Annotated in this window: 18 protein-coding genes; 4 read left to right on the top strand and 14 right to left on the bottom strand. The window is 31.5% G+C overall.

Annotated elements, in window-relative coordinates; translation table 11 throughout:
• Positions 1–50: 50 nt before the first annotated feature.
• Entirely contained in the window at positions 51–4,340 is a 4,290-nt protein-coding gene (locus tag ACWW38_RS03325) for an acyl-CoA dehydratase activase-related protein (RefSeq protein ID WP_456259396.1), read from the bottom strand.
• Between the two features lie 296 nt (positions 4,341–4,636).
• Here ACWW38_RS03325 and ACWW38_RS03330 point away from each other — a divergent pair, with 296 nt between their 5' ends.
• The 3 genes from ACWW38_RS03330 (at position 4,637) to ACWW38_RS03340 (ending at position 6,671) form a co-directional block, all read left to right on the top strand.
• The gene (locus ACWW38_RS03330) at positions 4,637–5,401 is read left to right on the top strand and encodes an ABC transporter ATP-binding protein (RefSeq protein ID WP_456259397.1); all 765 of its coding nucleotides are present in this window, start codon (positions 4,637–4,639) and stop codon (positions 5,399–5,401) included.
• Entirely contained in the window at positions 5,394–6,203 is an 810-nt protein-coding gene (locus ACWW38_RS03335; protein WP_456259398.1) for an ABC transporter permease, read from the top strand. Before ACWW38_RS03330 ends, ACWW38_RS03335 begins: the two co-directional genes overlap by 8 nt.
• A gap of 111 nt (positions 6,204–6,314) precedes the next feature.
• On the top strand, positions 6,315–6,671 hold the full coding sequence (locus ACWW38_RS03340) for a tetratricopeptide repeat protein (RefSeq protein ID WP_456259399.1): 357 nt from the start codon (positions 6,315–6,317) through the stop codon (positions 6,669–6,671).
• A gap of 31 nt (positions 6,672–6,702) precedes the next feature.
• On the opposite strand, the gene ACWW38_RS03345 is transcribed toward ACWW38_RS03340, so the two are convergent.
• The 6 genes from ACWW38_RS03345 to ACWW38_RS03370 form a co-directional block, all read right to left on the bottom strand.
• A complete protein-coding gene (locus tag ACWW38_RS03345; protein WP_456259400.1) occupies positions 6,703–7,275 on the bottom strand; it encodes an accessory gene regulator ArgB-like protein in 573 nt (190 codons plus the stop codon).
• Entirely contained in the window at positions 7,259–8,599 is a 1,341-nt protein-coding gene (locus ACWW38_RS03350; protein WP_456259401.1) for a sensor histidine kinase, read from the bottom strand. Before ACWW38_RS03350 ends, ACWW38_RS03345 begins: the two co-directional genes overlap by 17 nt.
• A 251-nt stretch (positions 8,600–8,850) precedes the next feature.
• Positions 8,851–8,991 (bottom strand): cyclic lactone autoinducer peptide, encoded by a 141-nt coding sequence (locus ACWW38_RS03355; protein ID WP_456259402.1) that lies wholly within the window; start codon positions 8,989–8,991, stop codon positions 8,851–8,853.
• Positions 8,992–9,207: 216 nt separating this feature from the next.
• Complete coding sequence (locus tag ACWW38_RS03360) at positions 9,208–10,383, bottom strand: transglutaminase-like domain-containing protein (RefSeq protein ID WP_456259403.1); 1,176 nt, start codon at positions 10,381–10,383, stop codon at positions 9,208–9,210.
• Positions 10,376–11,239 (bottom strand): recombination regulator RecX, encoded by an 864-nt coding sequence (gene recX, locus ACWW38_RS03365; protein WP_456259404.1) that lies wholly within the window; start codon positions 11,237–11,239, stop codon positions 10,376–10,378. The genes ACWW38_RS03360 and recX overlap by 8 nt, the downstream gene beginning before the upstream one ends.
• On the bottom strand, positions 11,239–12,492 hold the full coding sequence (locus ACWW38_RS03370; RefSeq protein ID WP_456259405.1) for a M16 family metallopeptidase: 1,254 nt from the start codon (positions 12,490–12,492) through the stop codon (positions 11,239–11,241). The genes recX and ACWW38_RS03370 overlap by 1 nt, the downstream gene beginning before the upstream one ends.
• Before the next feature lie 773 nt (positions 12,493–13,265).
• Between ACWW38_RS03370 and ACWW38_RS03375 the strand changes: the two genes are divergently transcribed.
• Positions 13,266–14,444: an IS110 family RNA-guided transposase gene (locus ACWW38_RS03375; protein WP_456257925.1), complete on the top strand. Its 1,179-nt coding sequence runs from the start codon at positions 13,266–13,268 to the stop codon at positions 14,442–14,444.
• Positions 14,445–14,854: 410 nt separating this feature from the next.
• On the opposite strand, the gene ilvB is transcribed toward ACWW38_RS03375, so the two are convergent.
• The 7 genes from ilvB to ilvC are packed head-to-tail and all read right to left on the bottom strand — an operon-like array spanning position 14,855 to position 23,602.
• Positions 14,855–16,552, bottom strand: a complete 1,698-nt coding sequence (gene ilvB / locus ACWW38_RS03380) for a biosynthetic-type acetolactate synthase large subunit (protein ID WP_456259406.1) — start codon at positions 16,550–16,552, stop codon at positions 14,855–14,857.
• A gap of 55 nt (positions 16,553–16,607) precedes the next feature.
• The gene (gene leuB / locus ACWW38_RS03385; protein ID WP_456259407.1) at positions 16,608–17,678 is read right to left on the bottom strand and encodes a 3-isopropylmalate dehydrogenase; all 1,071 of its coding nucleotides are present in this window, start codon (positions 17,676–17,678) and stop codon (positions 16,608–16,610) included.
• On the bottom strand, positions 17,678–18,169 hold the full coding sequence (gene leuD, locus ACWW38_RS03390; RefSeq protein WP_456259408.1) for a 3-isopropylmalate dehydratase small subunit: 492 nt from the start codon (positions 18,167–18,169) through the stop codon (positions 17,678–17,680). Before leuD ends, leuB begins: the two co-directional genes overlap by 1 nt.
• 1 nt (position 18,170) lies before the next feature.
• On the bottom strand, positions 18,171–19,433 hold the full coding sequence (leuC, locus tag ACWW38_RS03395) for a 3-isopropylmalate dehydratase large subunit (protein ID WP_456259409.1): 1,263 nt from the start codon (positions 19,431–19,433) through the stop codon (positions 18,171–18,173).
• Between the two features lies 1 nt (position 19,434).
• On the bottom strand, positions 19,435–21,015 hold the full coding sequence (gene cimA, locus ACWW38_RS03400) for a citramalate synthase (RefSeq protein ID WP_456260410.1): 1,581 nt from the start codon (positions 21,013–21,015) through the stop codon (positions 19,435–19,437).
• A 51-nt stretch (positions 21,016–21,066) separates the two neighbouring features.
• The gene (locus ACWW38_RS03405; protein WP_456259410.1) at positions 21,067–22,581 is read right to left on the bottom strand and encodes a 2-isopropylmalate synthase; all 1,515 of its coding nucleotides are present in this window, start codon (positions 22,579–22,581) and stop codon (positions 21,067–21,069) included.
• A gap of 25 nt (positions 22,582–22,606) precedes the next feature.
• Positions 22,607–23,602, bottom strand: a complete 996-nt coding sequence (gene ilvC, locus ACWW38_RS03410; protein ID WP_456259411.1) for a ketol-acid reductoisomerase — start codon at positions 23,600–23,602, stop codon at positions 22,607–22,609.
• Positions 23,603–23,896 lie beyond the last annotated feature (294 nt).

Raw genomic sequence — 23,896 nt, forward strand, 5'->3', positions numbered from 1 at the left:
TTAGAGCTAATGTGATTTTTCACATTAGCCCTTTTATACTATTCACTATTTTAAACTTGCTTACCGCTTGCTACTTCTCCTATTGCTGTCAAATCGTCCTTTAGTTCATTTGATTCTTCTTTTAGATTTTTTTCAGCTACTGCCAGCATTAATTTAATTCTATTTAACTGATTTACTTCACTGGCACCTGGATCATAGTCTATAGCAACTATATTAGATCCTTTATATCTCCTTCTTAGTTCCTTTATTACTCCTTTTCCAGTTACATGGTTCGGAAGACATGCAAATGGCTGTAAACAAGCAATATTTTTTACTCCGCTGTGTATAAGCTCTACCATTTCTCCAGTTAAGAACCAGCCTTCTCCTGTCTGATTACCTATAGATAATATAGGTTCAGCCCCTTCTGCAAGCTCTTTTATTGTTGAAAGCGATTGGAATCTTTTACTATTTTTAAGGGCCTTTTTCATATCTTTTCTAAAATACTCTATCCCCCAAATAACAGCATCGCTTATAAGCTTAGCTTTTAGGCTTCCTGATAAATACTTATATTTAAATGTTTCATCATAAGCACAGTAAAGGAAGAAATCTGTAAGGTCTGGAACTACAGCCTCTGCCCCTTCACTTTCCAGTATGGCTACAATATCGTTATTTGCAGTTGGATGATATTTTACAAGGATCTCTCCAACTACTCCAACCCTTGGTTTTTTAATATCTAATATTTCTAAATTATCGAAGTCTTCAACTATATCATATACGTATTTCTTTGCTAACTTAAAATCTCCTTCTCTTATTACTTTTTTACACTTCTCAACCCAATTTTCATATAGAAGATTTGCTGATCCTTTTATCTTTTCATAAGGTCTAACACGGTATAATACCCTCATAAACAAATCTCCAAATAAAAGTGCAGTAAGAGATTTTCTAGCCATTTGATATGATATTTTAAATCCTGGATTACTTTCAAGTCCTACATAGTTTAAAGATATAACTGGTACATTCTCAAATCCAGCTTCTTTTAATGCCTTTCTTAGGAACCCTATATAGTTACTTGCCCTACATCCGCCTCCTGTTTGAGTCATTATAAGAGATGTATTATTAGGGTCATATTTTCCAGATTTCAAAGCTTCAATCATTTGTCCTACTACTATGATTGATGGATAACATGCATCATTATTTACATACTTTAGTCCTTCCTCTACTGCATCTTTATCAACTGATGGAAGCACTTCCACATTATATCCAGAAGAAGATAACGCTTCTTGCACAAATTGAAAATGTATAGGAGACATTTGTGGTGCTAAAATTGTATGTTTATCTTTCATTTCCTTTGTAAAAGGAATTCTATCCATTGGCCTATAATTTAGACTAGGTTTTATACCTATTTTATCTCTTTCATCCATAGCTGCTTTTAAAGAACGTATTCTTATTCTAACAGCTCCAAGGTTATTTACTTCATCTATTTTTATTACTGTATAGATTTTATTATTGCCTCTTAATATTTCTTCAACTTGATCAGTAGTTACAGCATCCAATCCACATCCAAAAGAATTTAGTTGTACTAATTCAAGGTTTTCCTGTGCAGACACAAATTCTGCCGCTGCATATAATCTTGAATGATAAACCCATTGATCCACAACTCTAAGAGGTCTTTGTACATTCCCTAGATGAGCTATAGAATCTTCTGTTAGCACTGCCATATCATATTCTGTTATTAGATTTGCAATACCATGCTGAATTTCATGATCTATATGATATGGACGTCCAGCAAGTACTACTCCTTTTTTACCTGTTTTTCTAAGGTATTTTAAGACTTCTTCTCCCTTTATCCTTATATCATTTCTTAAGTTTTCTCTTTCTTGCCAAGCTTTATGGGTAGCCTCTAGAACTTCTTTCTTAGAAAGCCCTAATTCTTTAAATTCCTCATACAATCTCTTTGCAAGTATATTTTCATCATCCATGGGAATAAATGGATTCATAAACTTAATATTTTTTTCTCTTAATATATCTACATTATTTTTTATTACCTCTGGATATGAAGTTACTATAGGACAGCTGTATTTATTATCAGCATCCTTCTGCTCTTTTTTGTCAACCGGTACACATGGATAGAATATCAAATCTACCTTCTTAGATACCAAGTCCATTATATGTCCATGAACTAATTTTGCTGGATAGCAAGCTGATTCTGAAGGAATTGTATCCATTCCAAGTTCATATAATTCTTTTGAAGATCTTCTTGATAGTTCAACTCTAAATCCAAGTTCATTAAAGAAAGTAAACCAAAATGGGTAATTTTCATACATATTTAAAACTCTTGGAATTCCAACTGTACCCCTCTTAGCATCTTTTTCTTCTAGAGGAACATAATTAAATGTTCTATTGTACTTGTATTCATATAAATTAGGTATATCTTTTTTGCTATTTCCTTTGTTTAAGCCCTTTTCACATCTATTTCCAGATACAAAAATACCACCATCTAAAAAACTATTTATAGTTAATAGACAGTTGTTACCACAAGCTCCACATCTTCTCATAGTAGTCTTTATGTCTAAATTATCTAACTTTTCTAAAGATAATAAATTGGTTTCATAACCTTCTTCATATCTTTCTCTTGCAATTAAAGCTGCTCCAAATGCACCCATTATTCCTGATATATCAGGTCTTACAACTTCTCTTCCTGATATAAGTTCTAAACTTCTTAAAACTGAATCATTATAGAAGGTTCCGCCCTGAACAATGATTTTATTTCCCATTTCTTCAGGATTTCTAATTTTTATAACCTTGTATAAAGCATTTTTTATTACAGAATAGGATAACCCTGCTGAAATATCTCCAACGGTAGCCCCTTCTTTTTGTGCTTGCTTTACCCTAGAGTTCATAAAAACTGTACATCTAGATCCTAAGTCAACTGGTTCCTCTGTAAATACAGCTGACTTTGCAAAATCTTCCACACTCATATCTAGTGATTTTGCAAAAGTTTCAATAAAAGATCCACATCCAGATGAGCAAGCTTCGTTTAGCATAATACTGTCTATTACGCCATCTTTAACTTTCATGCATTTCATATCTTGCCCACCGATATCAAGAATAAAATCTACTCCTGGAAGAAAGAAACTTGCTGCCTTATAATGAGCTATAGTTTCTATTTCTCCTATATCCATTTTTAAAGCTGCTTTTATTAACCCTTCTCCATATCCAGTAACTGCACTAGATACAATTCTTGCTTTTGCCGGTAGCTTGTTATATATATCTTTTAATATCTCTATTGTTAAAACTAAAGGTTTGCCTTGATTACTTCCATAATAGGAATATAAAAGAGATCCATCTTCTCCTATTAAAGCTGCCTTAGTAGTTGTAGAACCTGCATCTATTCCTACATAGCAATTGCCTTCGTAGCTGGACAATTCTTTTCTTTTAACTTTATATTGAGAGTGTCTTGACTTAAACTCCTCAAACTCTTCATGGTTTAAAAACAATGGTCTTAGCCTATTAACTTCATAGGATACAGCAGTCTTTAATTGTGGTAATTTATCATGTAATGATTTAAATGAAATTATTTTCTCTTCCCTAGATGCTAAGGCTGCTCCCATGGCTACGAATAATTGCGAGTTCTCTGGAAATATTACTTGCTCTTCAGTTAGTTTTAAAGTTTCTATAAATCTTTTTCTAAGCTCCGATAAAAAATGTAGTGGGCCGCCTAAAAAAGCTACATTTCCTTTTATAGGTTTGCCACACGCAAGTCCACTTATTGTTTGGTTAACAACCGCTTGAAAAATTGATGCCGCTAAGTCTTCCTTCGCTGCACCTTCATTTAAAAGTGGTTGAATATCTGTTTTTGCAAAGACCCCACAACGTGAGGCAATTGGATATATTACATTATAATTTTTAGCCATATCATTTAATCCAGCTGCATCTGTTTGAAGCAAAACTGACATCTGATCTATAAAAGCCCCTGTACCACCAGCACAAGTACCATTCATCCTTTGCTCTATACCATCTTCAAAATAAGTTATTTTGGCATCTTCTCCTCCAAGTTCAATGGCCACATCTGCTATAGGTATGAATTCTTCTACTGTTTTAGTGGAAGCAATAACCTCTTGGATAAAAGGAACATTTAGCCACTTGGACACGGCTAACCCACCTGAACCTGTTATCATTATTGTTATGCTAGCGTCCTTGAATTTTGTGTAGGCTTCATCAATAAGACTAACAATAGTATTTTTAATATCCGAAAAGTGCCTCTTATAATTACCATAGACCATATTATTTTTTTGATCTAATGCAACTAATTTTACTGTTGTTGAACCTACATCCAATCCAAAATTTAACAATTTTTTCATATTTTCTTCCCACTTTTCTATATATTTTTATTATATTAAATTTTAAGCCCATTATATTGCTAGTATTTGTGATAACTTATTATAAAGGTTTTAGTCAAATTTTTCAAACTAGAATTTTTTCACTTTTTTCTATAATTTTTGTTATAAATCTAATTTAAATTTACTTACTTGAAATTACCTAATGTATTCTAAGGTTTAATTCTGTTATCTAATTTTTTTATCTCCATACATATCTATATTTAACACTATTTCATTTAATTCATATAATAAAGTATAACTGCTTAGGAGTTGATGCTATGAAGGAATTAAGATTGTCTCATGTTTATATGAATTATCACACTATAAAAGCTGAAACGGAAGCATTAAGAGATATTAGTTTTACTGTTGCTAACGGAGAATTTATAAGTATTGTAGGACCTTCAGGTTGTGGAAAATCTACTATTTTAAATATCATTGCCGGATTATTACCTCCTTCTAAAGGTGAAGTACTGGTAGATAATAAAAGTCTTTCAGCAGCAAATTTAAAAATAGGTTATATGTTTCAAAAAGATCAACTATTTGAATGGCTTACTGTATGGGATAATGTGCTCTTAGGTCTTAAGATTCAACATAAGGTTACTGAAAAAAACAAGGATAGAGTTAAAAAACTGCTAATTGACTATAACTTATGGGATTTTAAAGACCATCATCCTAATCAGCTATCTGGAGGAATGCGTCAAAGGGTTGCATTAATTAGGACTCTTGCAATGAATCCAAGCATTCTTCTTTTAGATGAACCTTTCTCAGCACTTGATTATCAAAGTAGACTTAACGCCAGTGATGAAATATATAAAATTATAAAACATGAAAATAAAACAGCAATAATGGTAACTCACGATATATCAGAGGCAATTTCTATGTCTAATAGAGTTATTGTATTATCTAAACGTCCTGCTGTAATAAAAAAGGATATAAATATAAATTTATGCGAAGAGTGCGAATCTCCTCTCAAAAGTCGAGAAAATCCTAACTTCAGATTGTATTTCAATACCATTTGGAAGGAGATGGATTTAAATGAATAATTATAGCTTAGAACATGAAAACTATATTAAAAAAATAAAAAATGATAAAAAGAAAGTTATAATTGCAAGAGTATTAATTCTCATAGCACTATTTGCATTTTGGGAAATAGCAGGCAATGTAGGCCTAATCGATCCCTTCTTAACTAGTACACCATCCAGAATGTGGAAAAGCTTAGTTAAAATTTATAATGAAGGCACTCTTTTAAATCATATATTGGTAACTTGCGGCGAAACTATATTAGGCTTTTTACTTAGCACTATAGTAGGTGCTCTAATTGCAGTACTTTTATGGTGGTCAGATTTTACTTCAAAGGTACTAGATCCATATTTAGTAGTTTTAAATGCCTTACCTAAAGTAGCCTTAGCCCCAATTATAATATTCTGGGTAGGTAATGGCATAAAAGCTATAGTACTAATCGCCATACTAATTTCTATAGTTGTAACAATTATAAATATTTTAAACGGATTCAAAGAGGTAGACAAAGATAAAATTAGACTTCTAGAAACCTTTGGTGCTAATAAACTTCAAGTTCTATACCATCTTATTATTCCTGCTACAATACCTACTATAATTTCATCCTTGAAGATAAATGTAGGTCTTTCTTGGGTTGGAGTTATTATGGGTGAGTTCTTAGTTGCTAAAAGTGGATTAGGCTTCTTAATTATATTCGGAGGACAAATCTCTCAATTGGATATGGTAATGATGAGCATAATAATATTATGCATATTAGCTTTCTTGATGTACGCTGGAGTTGCCATTCTTGAAAAACGATTGAAACAAGAAAATAGTAGTAAAAACTAGAACTTCATTAAATAATATGAATAAATTGGATAAAACTAGATAATAATTAAACATGAACATTTTGTTCATGTTTAATTATTATATCTAAAACAACCAAAAGGAGGCTTTGCCATGGGCTACTTTGATGAAGCTAATATTTTATATAATAAAAAGCAATACAAAAAAGCTATTGATATATATCAAAAAGCTATTCAAGTTAAAGAGAATAAAACTGCTTCACTTTATAATACTGCTGTATGTTTTATTAAATTGGGTAATTATAAAAAGGCTATTCCTCTTTTACATTCGGCTATAAGAGAAAAACAAGATAGTAAATATTTTTTTAATCTAGGTTACTGTTATGCTATGATAAAAGACTCAAAGAAAGCACTAATATATTTTAACACGGCATGGGCACTAGATCCTAATGATAGTGACTGTGAACGGGCTATAAATCTAATAATTGCAAATTATAAAAAAACTATTTGATTATAGTGGATATATAGTAAATCTATCTTAGCTATTTGCTGCTTACCCTTCTATTTTTATAGTAACCCATAGGAAGTGTAATACTCTCTAAAAATAGAGCCATAATTGCTGTATTTCCTAATTTACCACCAATTAATAGTCCTATAATAGCTAAAAGAACAAATACAAACATTGAGATATATTTTAAGGATTTACGCCTATCATTACTAATTATAGGCTTATTAGGATGATCCACAGGAGCATAAATCCATACTAATAAAATAGAAATTAATTCAATGGCTAATTTATAGTATAAGGATAAGGTTAGGTTTGCTCCTGAGTAAACTATAACTGCGAAGATCACAAAACTACTAAAAAGGCACCGAAAATAAGTATCTTCGTGATATCCTCCAGCTGCCGCTCTTAAAACAGCAAAAAATATAACTCCAATAATAAAATATGATGTCAATGACAATAAATAAAATACTATAAAATAAATTATAATTTTGGATGATTCACTAAAAAAACACTCAAGTCCAAATTGAATTTTTTTTATTTCTATTTCAGTTAAGTTAGGATTATTTTTTTGTATGGCAATCGCCAACTTTTTAGCTAATTTTCCCATAATACTCCTTCCTTACTTTAAATTCAATCAAAAATTCAGTTTCTTCAGGAGAACTAGAAAATATAATTTGTCCACCATTTTTCTTTACAAGTTGATCCACTATGTACAAGCCAAATCCATGGTCTCTCCTATTATCTGACTTTGTTGAAAATCCCTTTTTAAATATTTTATTACCTATTTCTTTCGGTACCATAGGTCCGTTATTAGCGATAGATAAATAGTATCTTTCATTTTCCATATATCCATATACAGAAACTATCTTTTTTCCATCTTCTTTTTCAGAAAAAACAGCATAAAGTGCATTATCTAAAACATTTCCTATTACTCCGATCAAATCATTGTCATTAATAGCAATTACTTCTAACGGAGTTTCAAAATCAACATCTAAATATATATTGTTTTCAAAAGCAAAGTTACTTTTAACCGCTATTAATCCATCAACATACCCATTTCCAGTGTCATAAAACTTATATGTAGATTCTAAATTATTTGTTGTACTTTTTAAATATGCTTTAATTCTCTCAAGAGTATCCGGTCTATTCATTATACACATAGCATAAACTGTATTTATATGATTTGCAAAGTCATGTTTTTCTCTTCTTATAATGTCTACTATAGCCTCAAGGTTATTTATATATTCCTCTTTAAGGTGATATTTGTTTTTTATTTGAAGAAGTTCTATCTTCTTTTTATAGTCAATCATACCAACTACAATAAAAAGAAAGAAAAAAGCAAATAATAATGCTTGGTATAAATATACATCCGTTTTGTTGGATATCCCTACAGTAATAAAAAGTGCCATTAAAAACATCCCTAAAAACCAATAACCTAGAACATTTTCATCTTCATCATTAGATTTGAACTTTATAATTCTTTTGTTATATTTATATATCATCAGAACTATAAATATTTGAATAAATTTAGCTGTAAATGTGACTTGATACTTTATACTCTCTAATTTTGTACTATCAAATAAATCCTCTCCAGTTATAAGAGAGATTACACTAATGGTTAATAAATCTACTATAGTAAAATAAATTAACCCAACTACAACTGCTATAAAAGATTTTAAAAACTTAGTGGAAGTAAGTATTGAAAGTATCATAGTTGAAAATATCATAATTATTATACTATGGTATCCTTGTGGAATACTTAAAGAAGCCCAAGTAGAAAATACTGCATACATTAATATAAAAAATATAACCTTAGATTTTTCTTCTTTTAAATAATAATTTTTTTCAAAAACTCTCAAATATATTAAAATCATTATAACGGCTTCCATTAATACAGCTATAAATTCTTTTAATAAAGTATAATAATCCATTTATATCCTCCCTATAGGCTTGAAAAACTGCATAATATTACACAATATTATATAATACATGATACATTATATAAAATATATGTCAATATTTCTTTAGTTATGTTGTTTATTGTATAATTTTTATATCCTTAAAAACATTATATACCAATTTAATTAAAAGAATCTATATATTTATTGTATATAGAAGACTAAAGCCATAGATATATAAATTTAACATATCTATGGCTTTAATTCATTAAATGTCACTATTACTATTTTAACAATTCTTCTGGGCATTTAGGTTGTTCTAAAATCATTGATGTAGCAGTAGATATTGCTGTAGCTCCTAATAACAAGCCTAAGCAAGCTATTAGTTTAAGAGTCTTATTTTGTAAACCTTTTACTAATGTCAACAAAATCTCCCCCTTCCCTATTAAATTTTAGATTTTAATAAGCTTTATACTATCTATAATAACACATATCTCGGAACTTTTACATAATTTTTTGAATTTTTGGTAAATTATTTTCCAAAATAAGTTTTATTTCTAGTTAAGTGCAATAAAAAATAGTGTCTAAATATATAATTTCATATATTTAGACACTATTTTTTAATTCTAATACGCCGCCTATTAACCTGCTATTTTTTCATTTCTATGATCTAATTTAAATACAGAACTATCAAAATAGTTTCCACCTTTATAAAATGTGGTATCTACGTTAACCCATTTATCTTCTCCTTCAATATAAACCTGATTCCAAGCGTGACTAACCCAGCTAGAACCATTAAATCCTTCTCCAGTTATTATTCTAACCTTTATTCCATTAGCTTTACACATAGCTGCATAAAGGCATGAATAATCAAAACAAATTCCCTTTTTACTATAAAATGTATTTATAGCTCCTGATTTTACATTAAAATCATTGTTTAGTATTTTATCAACTTTATCATAATCATATTCAATATTTCTACCTACCCAGTTATATATTGTCTTTGCTTTAGCTCTTGTACTACCTCTTTCCTGAACTAAGGCCTTTGCAAAATTATCTATCTCTTCATTTGATTTTAATCCCTCACTTAAGGTAATCCCATTATAATAAACTATGGTTTTTCCTGAATTATCTTCAGAATTTACCGAATCATTTTTTACAACTATTTTAAAAGAATTATTAATTATATTAGGAAGCTCCTTTGCAAACTCTGAATTTGCAATAGGGTTTACAACTTCCTCAGATAGGAAACTATATACTTGTGAACTTTCAAGCTTCTTATTATAATCTTCATTTACCCCTAAAATAGCTAATATATTTAGAATAAAGGTAGCTAATAAAATATAACAAATGGCTTTAGGTAACTGAAATATTAATCCTATAACTCTTTTTGTAAGGGCACTCTTTTCTATCAAAAAATCTTCTACAACATCTAAAAGTGGATAGAAAGTTAATTTATTTATAAGTCCTATAATTAATTCTACAATTTTATATATTATAAATATAATAATTGGCATTGCTGCTATATATATAAATATTGGTTTATTCTCAATTGTGTTCAAAATATTCTTTGGAATAAAATTATATATTGTATTATATATTCCTTCATCATGCCTTAAGAATATTCTTTTTGTCATATAAACTCCAAGAATAGATCCAATTATGAAAGCAGTATAACTTCCCGCATCCTCTATATCATTTTTTAAACTTTTTGATGAGAACTTTAGTAAAAATCCCTTTATTATAGGATATAAAAATATTAATACTAGTCCTACATCTATAGGATTATCTTTAATAAAATTAATTAAATCATTCATTATCCACTATTCCTTTTAATATTTTCTTAATATCATCCCAGTTGTATCCTCTTCTTAATAGATATTGACTGAGTTTTCTATATATATTCCCATAATCTTTATCTGATTTAAGCAGTATTCTATACCTTTTTTCTGCTAACTCTTTAAGCTTACTTAAGTCCTCTTCTCCTGTATTGCTACATCCATCTTCATAATTATCTATATTTTCTTTATTAGGTGTACTATCCTCTAATCTTATAATTTTATTTAGAGTGCTATTTATTATATCAAAATTATATCCTCTTCCAGCTAAATAATCTCCTATTTTTTTGTAAACTTTTTTTTCATTTGTCTCTGACTTTATGAGGATACCATACTTTTTCTGTGCTAACTTAAGTGCAGCTTCTCTTTCTTTTGCTTCTTCCACATCTTTAAGCTTATTATTAATTATATCTTCGTCTATACCTTTTCTTATGAGCATATATTTTATTTTTTTCTTTCCATTACTGCAACTTTTATCTTTAATAAACATCTCTGCATATTTTTCATCATTTATAAAATTATATTGCTCTAAAAATTCTATTATTCTAGTAATTGTTTTTTCTTCGTAACCTTTCACTAATAATTTATCTACTATTTCCTTCTTGCTTTTATAACTTTTTTCTATAATTCTTAGTGCATCATTTTTGCCTTTAATATAATTATCTTCTTCAATAATATTGCTTAATAAATCTAAGTCTACTTTCTTACCCTTCTCTAATTTATAATAATAAACTAGATCCATACTACAAGCAAATGAAAATTCTTCATTTAAAAATATATTAACCCTATTTTTACTTTTTTTACCTGCCTCTATTTTAGTTATTATTTTATCCACTATTTATCACTCTTTTCAGGAAGTAATATGTGCACTGTTGGACTTTCTAACACTTTTCTGGAAATATTATATATATCCTCACTTTTAATTTTTTCCATATTATTCATATCATCAACAAATTCATATATATCTTCACCATCAATTATTTGATGAAGTACATAGTTTCCAAGTTGAGTTGAATCTTCAAGTGTACCTGCCACTGCAGTCTTAAGGACTTTTTTCATCAATGAAATATTTCTTTCATCCAAAACTATATTTTTATTTTTTATATCATATATTATACCCTCTATTGTATCTACAGCATCACTAACATCTTCTTCATTTACAGAAGTATAAATACTTAAAATTTTAACATCTTTAGTTGCATCTAATTCAGAGTATACGTCATAAGCTAGTCCTTTTTCTTCTCTTAGCTTTCTAAATAATATAGAATTAGCGCTTTCCCCTAACTTATAGTTAAGTATCCTAAGTGCAAGTTCTTCCTGCTTACTTAAGCCATGGAAAGTATATAGGTAAACTATTGTACTTTGCTCTATATCTCTCTTATATGAAACTTTCCTTGATGGTATATTATTTTCTACTTTTACACTGCCTTTTATATAATCACAGCTCTTCCAGGAACTAAAATATTTAGTCACTAAATTCAAAACTTCTTCATGTTCATTTGGGGACACTATAGTTATACATGTATTATTAGGAACATAGTATCTGCAATAAAAATCAACTAATTGATCCCTTGTAAATTTTTTTATAGTACTCTCTTTTCCTATAGTATCTATCTTAATAGAACTATTTCTAAAAGCATTCTCCATAACTTTTCTAAAGCTATAATCTTCTATATCATCTTTGCTTGTTCTTATTTCTGCAAGAATAACTCCTCTTTCCTTTTCAACTTCATCTGCTGGGAAAGTTGAATTTTGAAGCATATCTGATAACAATTCTATAGACATTTTTAATTCATCATTAAGAGCTGTTATACTGTAAACAGTACAATTATAATCAGTATATGCATTGTATTCTCCTGCTCTTTGTTCTAGCGATTCATTTAACTCCTCATTATTTTTATTTTCTGTACCCTTAAATAACATATGTTCTACGAAATGTGCTATTCCTTTTTCTTCTCTATTTTCATATATAGAACCTATCTTAATTCCAACATGTATGGATACTAATTGAGTTTCTTTTTTTATTGTAACCAAATTTAACCCATTATCTAAATTATACTTTTTCAAGTCAAAAATGCCTTTTTCCATATATTCTCCTTTTAAAAATTATTTATAGTGAATATTATAGTTTATATTGAAAAAAATAAAAAGTCTTTAAGCAACTTTTATTCAGTAATGTAAGTAAAGTGCAGCAAAATAGCGGCATGTAAGATTACTTGGCTTACGCATATATGTATCATTGAGAAACCTTCAGTTGATGCATATATGCTGGTCAGTAATCTTACATGCCTTAATTAGTTGCAATTAAAAAGCATTATAGTAAATATTATGAGGACTTCAAAAAGCAAAATGATAATTTTGCATGGCGTAGCCACACTGTAAAGCTACTAAGTAAGTATTATTGAAGAAATTGCAATCAGAAGATACTAAGATAACTTCAACAGGCTTCGCCTAAAATCCTGGCACCCTCATCGGGTTAAGCGCTCTGCGCTTTTCTAATAAGTCAATTAATATAATACTTACACTGGTTATTAAATTAGCTATAGTCTAAATAGTAATTACTACTACAGTTCTTAATATATGCTTTGTGTAAATACTAGCAGCCTTATTTTACCTTGTATAATGAACTCATAGTAAATTCATTATACTTTTCCTTTCTTAAAGATAATTTACTATAATAACATAAGACGCTGTGGATTAGTTTTTTTACATATAGCTAGACTATTTAAATTAGGATATAACCACAGCTTTATGCTTATTTGTTAATTAGTTAGATAACGCATGACGTTTTATATAGAGCAAGGATACATTTAGCATAAAGTGAGTGGAACATAGCGGACTAAACTATAAGGAGTGTTCTTATGATTTATATTGGAATCGATGTAGCTAAAGAGAAGCATGACTGCTGTATCGTTGATTCAGATGGTGTTATTATTAATGATTCTTTACGTATATCCAATTCTCGTGAAGGCTTTGAATTGCTTTATTTCTCAATTCTTTCCTCTCTGCCTGACAAGGATATTTCTAACGTAAAAATAGGACTTGAATCAACAGGTCATTATAGCACTAATCTCCAAAACTTCTTGTATGCTAAAGGTTTCAAGCTTTCTATTCTCAACCCTTTAGCTACAAATCTTTTCCGTAAGGCTCAAACCCTTAGGAAAACTAAGACCGATAAAACGGATGCATTAGTTATTGCTAAAATGCTCTTTTCTGATGATACAAAATCCTATTCACCAGTATCATATCAGATTCAAGAGCTAAAGTCACTAACTAGACATAGATATCGTTTAATCGGTTATAGAGGAAAATTAAAAATATCAATAACAAGACTAATAGATATCATGTTTCCTGAACTACCTAAATACTTTTGGTCAATTCATCAAAATTCCTCTTATTGCCTCCTGTCGGAGTTACCTGGTCCGCAGGACGTGGCTAATTGCCATCTCACTAAGCTTACTAGTATTCTAAGTAAGGCTTCTAGGGGCAAATATGGAAAAGATAAAGCTACCGCTTTAAAAGAAGCCGCTAGGCATTCAATTGGAACTAGCACAAAATCTTTATCTTTTGAATTACAACAAACTATTAGGTTAATTCAATCAGTTCAAGCTGAGATTGATGCTTTAGACCTTCAAATAAAAGAAGTTGTTACCGAGATTAATTCTCCAATAATGAGTATTCCAGGTATCTCATATACTCTAGCAGCTATAATACTTTCTGAAATTGGAGATATAGAGAAGTTTACAAGCCCAGCTAAACTTTTAGCATTCGCTGGATTAGATCCTTCTACATATCAATCTGGTAAATACAGTGCTTCTCATACACCGATGGTAAAACGTGGCTCTACATATCTCCGTTGGGCTATACTTACTGCATCTAGAACTGTTTCAATGAGAGATTCAACCTTTGCATTATACTTATCAAAGAAACAGTCAGAAGGTAAGCATTACTATGTTGCCATGAGCCATGTTGCTAAAAAGCTTATACGTGTTGTATTTTATCTTTTAAAAACCAATACCACATTTATTCCACAAATGTAATCCTGACTTTTTAAAAAAGGCAACTAGGTTGCTTTATTTGTCATGCACTTTTTTAAGAAACTAAAAATATAACTTTTCTTTTAAAATTACCTTGACTTCATATAGTTAGTCTAATTTAAGGGACTAAAAGTTAGAAGCTATATAATTCATTAAGAGAATTTTGAGCAAGTCTTAGAAGTTCTTAGTTTGTGAATTTAAAAATTTCCGTAATTCCCACCTAGGACGGGTGGGAGCCAGACCTGCAGCAGAACGCTGCATAGGGCTGGGTAGGAAATTTTTAAAGGCACAAACTTAGAACTTCTTAACGTAGCAAAGATTCTCTGTTGAATTATATAGCTTCGATTTTTAGCACCTTACTTTGTAGTTACCAAGGCCGCCATTTTGCTGTACTTTACTTAAATTATATAAGCTTAACCATGATCTTCTATTGCATCATGTAGTGATCCTCCTGGAGGTACTATTGGAAATACCATTTCTCCTTCATCTATTACACATTCAACCACTACAGGTTTATTCATGTTTAACGCCTTTTTTAAAGACTCTTCTACTTCTTCATCTGAAGTTATTTTTATAGCACTTATTCCATATGAATTGGCAAGCTTTATGAAGTCAACTTCATTTCCAAGCTTAGTACTATTGAACTTCTTTTTATAGAATAAATCCTGCCATTGTCGAACCATACCAAGTGCATGGTTATTTATAACAAGCTGAAGGATAGGAAGATTGTATCTAGAGACTGTGGCAAGCTCTATGGAGTTCATTCTAAAACATCCATCTCCAGCTACATTTATTATCTTCTTATGAGGATTTGCAATGCATGCACCTATTGCAGCTGGAAGTCCATACCCCATAGTTCCTAGTCCTCCTGATGATATAAAGGTTCTTGGTTCTTTAAAAACATAAGATTGTGCTGTCCACATTTGATTTTGTCCTACCTCTGTAGTTATAATGCATTTTCCCTGTGTCAATTCAGAAAGTTTTTCTATTATATAATGTGGATTTAAAGTATGTCTATTTTTAAATTTGGGCGGGAAAATTCCTTTCCATTCATCTATCTGCTCATTCCACTGAGTTATGTTTTTCTCATTTATTCTATCTATTAATGATGAAAGAACATTTTTTAAATGTCCACATAGCGGAATATGAGCAAAAATATTTTTACCTAGTTCATCAGGATCTATATCAATATGAATTACTTTAGCATTAGGTGCAAAAGTGCTTACTTTACCAACTACTCTATCACTAAAACGGGCACCTATTGCAATAAGAAGATCACAAGCATTTACCGCCCTATTAGACGCTCTAGTTCCATGCATTCCTATTAATCCTGTATAAAATGAATTATCTTGTGGGAAAGCCCCCATTCCCATAAGTGAACAGGCTACTGGTGATTTTATTTTTTTAGCAAAGTCCATAAGTTCATTATTTGCTTCAGCTATAATTACTCCTCCCCCAGCATATATAAGCGGTCTTTCTGAACTATTTATAGCTTCTAGAGCTTTATCCAAGTTTCTTCTTAATGTCTCTTGATTCCATTCATCTTTATGAAAATCCCATTCTATTCTCTTATTTGATGTATCTATAATTGCAGCTTCATATTCAGCAGAATCTGTTTGAACGTCCTTTGGTATCTCTACAAGTACAGGCCCCGGTCTTCCTGAGCGAGCAATTTTGAATGCCTCTCTTATAGTTTGTGCTAACTTTTTTACATCTTTAACTATATAATTTCGTTTTGTAACAGCGTGGGTCATATTTGTTATATCTACCTCTTGAAAAGAAGATCTCCCCAATATAGGTAATGGAACCTGCCCAGTAAAGACAACTATTGGAACAGAGTCCATGTAAGCAGTTGCAATTCCAGTAACTGTGTTAGTTGCTCCTGGTCCAGAAGTTGCAAGTACAACCCCTACTTTCCCAGTTGATCTTGCATATCCGTCTGCAGCATGAGCCGCCCACTGCTCATGTGCTGTTAAAATGTGTCTTATATCACTGGTATTATATAGCTCATCATAAATAGGTAATATGGTTCCCCCTGGATAACCAAAAATTACATCTGCCCCTTGTTCTTTTAAACATTCAACAAATATTTGAGCCCCAGTTAATTTCATTTTTTGTCCCCCTTTTAAAACATATCCCATAATTAATTACTACTTTAATTTATCTCTATTTATTTATAACTTCTGATATTAAATCCCCCATCTTTTCAGTTCCAACTAAATTCATTCCTTTTTCCATAATGTCACAAGTCCTATATCCCTTATCCAAAACTGAAGCTACAGCTTTTTCAATTGCATCTGCTGCATCTTCCATATCAAAACTAAACCTAAGCATCATAGCAACACTCATAATTGTAGCAATTGGATTTGCTTTATCTTGACCTGCTATATCTGGAGCTGAACCATGAATAGGCTCATATAGACCAAGCTTTCCTTCCCCTAAGCTTGCAGATGGCAGCATTCCAAGAGAACCTGTAAGCATTGAAGCTTCATCACTTAATACATCCCCAAATAAATTTTCAGTAACGATTGTATCAAATTGTCTTGGATTTCTAATAAGCTGCATGGCTGCGTTGTCTACATACATATAATTTAATTCTACACTTGGGTACTCTGATGCCATTTTTGTTACTGTTTCTCTCCACAATCTTGAACTCTCAAGTACATTAGCTTTATCTACCAATGTAAGCTTATTATTTCTTTTCTTTGAAATTTGAAAAGCCACTTTAGCTATTCTCTCTATTTCATAGGTAGAATAGGCCATAGTATCCCAAGCCTTCTCTCCATCCTCTGTATGGATTCTGCCTCTCTCACCAAAATAGGCTCCTCCAGTTAATTCTCGTATAACCATTATATTTAGTCCATCCCCTAAAACCTCTTCTTTTAAAGTAGACGCTGACTTTAACTGTGGAAACATTATAGCTGGCCTTAAATTTGCAAACACCCCTAATGCTTTTCTAATTCCAAGTAAACCTGCTTCTGGCCTTAGACTTCCTGGAATATTATCCCATTTATTTCCTCCAACTGCACCAAGAAGTATGGCATCACTTCTTCTACATATATTTATAGTTTCCTCTGGTAATGGAACTCCTGTGGCATCTATGGCAGCTCCACCCATTAACACTTCTGTAAACTGGAATTTACAATTATATTTTTCTTCTATTGCATTTAAAATTTTAATAGCCTGTTTAATTACATCAGGTCCTATTCCATCTCCAGGAATTATAGCTATATTCATTATTTTGCCACCTTTCCTTTAATATAGTTTACTAGCCCTTCTGCCTTCATAATCTCCTGCATGAAAGCTGGAAAAGGATTGGCGTTATAAGTTTTATCTTTTGTTATATTTTTTATAATTCCTCTATTTACATCTATTGAAATTTCATCTCCATCTTCTATATCATCAGCAGCTTCTTTGCATTCCATTATAGGAAGTCCTATATTTATTGCATTTCTGTAAAATATTCTAGCAAAGGTTTCTGCTATAACACAATCTATTCCAGAAGCCTTTATAGCTATAGGAGCATGTTCACGAGAAGAACCACACCCAAAATTCTTTCCAGCAACCATTATGTCTCCTTTTTTTACTTTATTAATAAACTCTTTATCCAAATCCTCCATACAATGGGTAGCTAATTCCTTTGGATCAGAGGTATTTAAATACCTGGCAGGAATTATTACATCTGTATCTATATTATCTTTATACTTTATTACCTTTCCTTTAAACATTTTACATTACCTCCTCTGGTGAAGATATCTTGCCGGTAATAGCTGAAGCCGCTGCTACTGCTGGGCTCGCTAGGTATACTTCACTTTCTGGATGTCCCATTCTACCTACAAAATTTCTGTTAGTTGTTGCTACTGCCTGCTCTCCTTTTGCAAGTATTCCCATATGTCCTCCAAGACATGGTCCGCAAGTAGGTGTACTTACTGCTGCTCCAGCTTCTACAAATATTTCTAGAAGACCTTCTTTTAGAGCTTGTAGATATATCTTTTGAGTTGCTGGGAAAATTATTGTTCTAACATTTTTATTTACTTTTTTACCTTTTAGTATTTTTGCAGCCATTCTAAGATCCTCTATTCTGCCATTAGTACATGATCCTATAATAACTTGATCTATTTTAACTTCTCCAACTTCATCTATAGTCCTAGTGTTTTCCGGCAAATGCGGAAATGCCACTGTAGGTTTTATAGTTGACAAATCTATTTCTATTATCCTAGAATATTCTGCATCTTTATCAGCCTTAAAAATTTTATACTCTCTAGAAGAATGTTCTTTAACATATTCTAACGTCTTTTCATCTACTTCAAATATTCCATTTTTGGCGCCAGCTTCAATTGCCATATTTGATATTGTAAATCTATCATCCATAGAGAGATTAGCAAGTCCCTCTCCAGTGTATTCCATAGATTTATAAAGGGCTCCATCTACTCCTATCATTCCAATAATGTGTAATATAACATCTTTACCACAAACCCATTTTCCCATTTTTCCTTTTAGTATAAGCTTTATTGCCTCTGGCACTTTAAACCATGCTTCTCCTGTGGCCATGCCTGCTGCCATATCTGTACTTCCAACTCCAGTAGAAAAAGCACCTAATGCTCCATAGGTACATGTATGAGAATCAGCGCCTATTATTACATCACCTGGAACAGATAAACCTTTTTCAGGAATTAGTGCATGCTCTATTCCCATTTCACCTATTTCAAAATAATTTTCTATATCTTTACTTCTTGCAAAATCTCTTATGCATTTACACTGCTCTGCTGACTTTATGTCTTTGTTTGGAGTAAAATGATCTGGAACTATGGCAACTTTCTTTTTATCAAAAACCTCTTTAACTCCCATCTTTTCAAATTCCTTTACCGCAACAGGAGTAGTTACATCATTGCCTAACACTAAATCCAATTTTACATTAATTAGCTGTCCTTGCTTAACTTCATTAAGTCCTGAATGAGCAGCTAGTATTTTTTGTGTCATCGTCATACTCATATTATTTTTCCTCCTTTATATAGTTGTATAAAAAATACTCTATGGAATCTATTAGAGCAATCCAACTGGCCTCGATTATATTTGTAGATACTCCTACAGTCCCCCACACCTTTTTTTCATCTGTAGATTCTATATGAACTCTAACCTTGGCTGCAGTGGCTGTATTTGTATCTAATACCCTAACCTTATAATCTATGAGTCTCATATTCTTAATATAGGGATAGAACACTTCAAGTGCCTTCCTTAGAGCTTTATCTAATGCATTCACAGGTCCTTGTCCTTCTGCTGCTGTTATTTCTTCAATTCCGTCTACTACAATTTTTACAATGGAAGAAGCACTATTTTCTTCCCCCCAATTATCATCACAAATTGCCTTAAATTCTTTTACTTCAAACATCTTTTTATAATTACATAATGTTTTCATAACAATTAATTCAAAGGAAACCTCCGCTCCCTCAAAGGCATAACCTTTATGCTCTAATTCTTTAATCTTATCCACTAGAATCTTAGTTTCCTCAGATTCTTTGGTTATCCATGGAGCTATTTTTTGGATTTTTCTTAGAATAGTACTTCTTCCTGCCACTTCAGACATTGTAAAATTTCTTGAATTACCCACAACTTCAGGGGAAACATGTTCAAAAGACTTTGGATTTTTTTGAACACCATCGATATGCATTCCACCCTTATGGGTAAAAGCACTAGTTCCCACATAAGGATCTCTATCATTTGGCATTATATTTGTAATCTCATATACATATCTCGATAAACTAGTAAGTTCCATTAACTTCTCTTTACTGATACACTGTTTATTCATTTTTAATTGGAGATTTGGTATTATTGTACAAAGATTTGCATTTCCACACCTTTCACCATATCCATTAAAAGTACCTTGAATCTGAAGTGCTCCATTTTGAACAGCCATAATTGAGTTAGCAACTGCCATACCAGAGTCATTATGACAATGTATACCTATGGGAATCACTATTTTACTTAATACCACTTTTACTATCTTTTCTATTTCCCAAGGCATCAATCCTCCATTTGTATCACAGAGAACTATCCAGTCTGCACCAGCATCTGCTGCTGCATGAAGTGTACTAATTGCATAATATGGATTAGCTTTATATCCATCAAAAAAATGCTCTGCATCAAAAATAACTTCTTTATTTAAGCTCTTCATATAAAGAAGAGTATCTTTAATCATATTTAAATTTTCATCTAGTGTAGTTTTCACTATATCCCTTACATGCAAATCCCAGCTTTTCCCGAAAACTGCAACAGAATTAGTTCCTGCATCTGCAAGTGCCATAACAGTAGCATCATCACTAACTTTAGTCTTGGGCTTTCTTGTATTACCAAAAGCCGTAAGCTTAGTATTTTGCAGCTTCATTTCAGCAGCCTTTTTAAAAAACTCCAAATCCTTTGGATTAGAACCTGGATTTCCGGCTTCTACATAGTCTATCCCAAAATCATCTAACTTTTTTAATATCTTAAGTTTGTCTTCTACTGTAAAAGAAATACCTTGAGCCTGTGCTCCATCCCTCAATGTAGTGTCATAAATAAAAACTTTTTCTCTATTAATTAAATCCCCAATTTAATTTCAGCCCCTTACTATATAAACTCTAATTAATTTTCATTTTATAAATTGATGAATTTTGTTTAAAGCATTAATATATGCTTTTGCACTCGCTTCCATTATATCTACACTTACAGCTCTTCCAATATAAATAGAATTATCCTTACTAATCTTAACTGTCACTTCCCCTAAAGCTTCTTTACCGCTAGTAATAGATTTAATAGTATAATCCACCAAATTTACCTCCATACCTATTGCTTTATCTATTGCTTTAAAGGCAGCATCTACTGGACCATCTCCACAGGAAGCTATTTCGATTATTTCACCATCTCTTCTTATTCTAACTGTTGCAGTTGGAATCATAGTATTTCCATTAAATATTTGGAAGTATTCTAGATCATATGTCTTTTCTATTTTTACTATTTGCTCGCTTATTATAGCTTCAATATCTCTATCCTCAACATTCTTTTTCTTATCAGCTAAATCTTTGAATTTAATAAACGCTTCATTGATTTGCTCAGGTGTTAAATTATTATACTGAAGTTCCCCTAACCTCTCTTCAAATGCATGCCGCCCAGAGTGTTTTCCAAGTACCATCTGATTTTTCTTAAGTCCTATTGATTCTGGCGTCATAATTTCATAAGTTTTTGCATTTGCAAGTACCCCATGTTGATGAATTCCTGATTCATGAGCAAAAGCATTAGTACCTACAATAGCCTTATTAGGTTGAACATGAACTCCTGTTAATCTATTTACCATAGTACTTGTTCTATAGATTTGTTCACTAACTATTTTAGTATCCATATTATAACAATCAGCTCTTGTTCTAAGTGCCATTACTATCTCTTCCAGTGCAGCATTACCTGCCCTCTCTCCAAGTCCATTTATAGTACACTCTATTTGCTCTGCTCCATTTTCAATGGCAGCTAATGAATTAGCTACAGCAAGTCCAAGATCATTATGGCAGTGAACACTTATTATAGCCTTATCACTATTAGGAACATTTTCTTTAATTCCTTTAATTAGCTTTCCAAACTCCTCTGGAGTGCAATATCCTACAGTATCTGGAATATTAACTATATCTGCACCTGCATCTATAACAGCTTCTAAAATCTTATATAAAAATTCAACATTTGTTCTTGAACCATCCTCTGGGGAGAACTCCACTTCAGGACATAAGGACTTTGCATATGCTACTGCCTTGGCTGCTCTTTCTAATACTTCCTCTGGCTTCATTTTTAACTTATATTCCATGTGAAGATATGAAGTAGCCAAAAACGTATGAATTCTAGGCTTATTAGCATACTTTAAAGCCTCCCAAGCACATTCAATATCATCTTTAGTTGCCCTTGAAAGCCCAACTACAGTTACTCCTTTTATTTCCTTGGCAATAGCCTTTACTGCTTCAAAATCACCCTTTGATGCCATTGGAAATCCTGCTTCTATTGCATCTACGTTTAATATTTCTAGCTGTCTTGCTATTTGAAGTTTTTCGCTAACATCAAGGCTTATTCCTGGAGTTTGTTCTCCATCTCTTAAAGTTGTATCAAAAATATATATTGCCTTTGACATCTACTCACCATCCTAAAATTAAAACTTATTCTCTATCTGTCCAACTCATCATTTTTCTAAGCTCTTTTCCAACTTCTTCTACTTGGTGTTCTTTTTCGTTCTTTCTAATTGCATTGAAGCTTGGGCGATTAGCCTGATTTTCCAATATCCAATTTCTCGCAAAAGTTCCATCCTGAATTTCAGAAAGCACTTTTTTCATTTCTCCTCTAGTCTCCTTAGTTATTATCCTTTTTCCTACGCTGTAATCACCATATTCAGCGGTATCACTTATAGAATATCTCATATATTCAAGTCCACCTTGATTTATTAAATCCACTATTAACTTTAATTCATGTAAACATTCAAAATATGCACTCTCTGGCTGGTAACCTGCTTCAACTAGAGTTTCAAATCCTGCTTTTATAAGTTCACTGACTCCTCCACAAAGAACTGCTTGTTCTCCAAATAAGTCTGTCTCTGTTTCCTCTTTAAAAGTTGTCTCTAAGACTCCGGCCCTTGTACCGCCAATCCCTTTTGCATATGCTAAAGCTATATCCTTAGCCTTTCCAGTATAATCTTGATGAATTGCTATAAGACATGGAACTCCTCTTCCTTCTTCATACTGGCTTCTCACTGTATGTCCTGGCCCCTTTGGCGCAACCATAAATACATCAACATTTTTCGGTGGCACTATTTGACCAAAGTGTATATTGAACCCATGTGCAAAAATTAACCCTTTACCTTCCGTAAGATTTGATTCTATACTTTCTTTGTAAAGCTTTGATTGCTTTTCATCAGGTATCAAAATCATAATTAAATCTGATTCTTTAACTGCTTCATCAGCTTCTAGTACTTGGAGTCCTGCTTTTTCTGCAATCTCCCAAGATTTACTCCCCTTGTACAGTCCAACACATACATCAGCACCACTATCTTTTAAATTTAGTGCATGTGCATGCCCTTGACTTCCATAGCCAATTATAGCTATCTTTTTTCCCCTTAGTAATTGAAAATCCGCATTTTCATCATAGTATAGTTTTGTCATAAATTTTCCCCCTTTTTATTAAATTGCATTGTAAATAATAAATTTGATAAAAAAATAATCACCTAGCTTTACGCAAGGTGTATAAATATAAATGCCCCTTACTGGATGATCAGCTTAACTTTTACCTTTTATAGTAAGTTAAGTTTTTATAATTTTAACAACCAACCCTAGTCTTGTCAATATTTTTAGAATTTTTAGAAATATTGAATTTTATGATTCATGTAATAAAATTCCATGAATCCATTTAAGCATTAATTTATAATTATACATTTTTGCTCATTGCATAATTACTCA

This window comes from Clostridium sp. JNZ J1-5 (assembly GCF_053901425.1).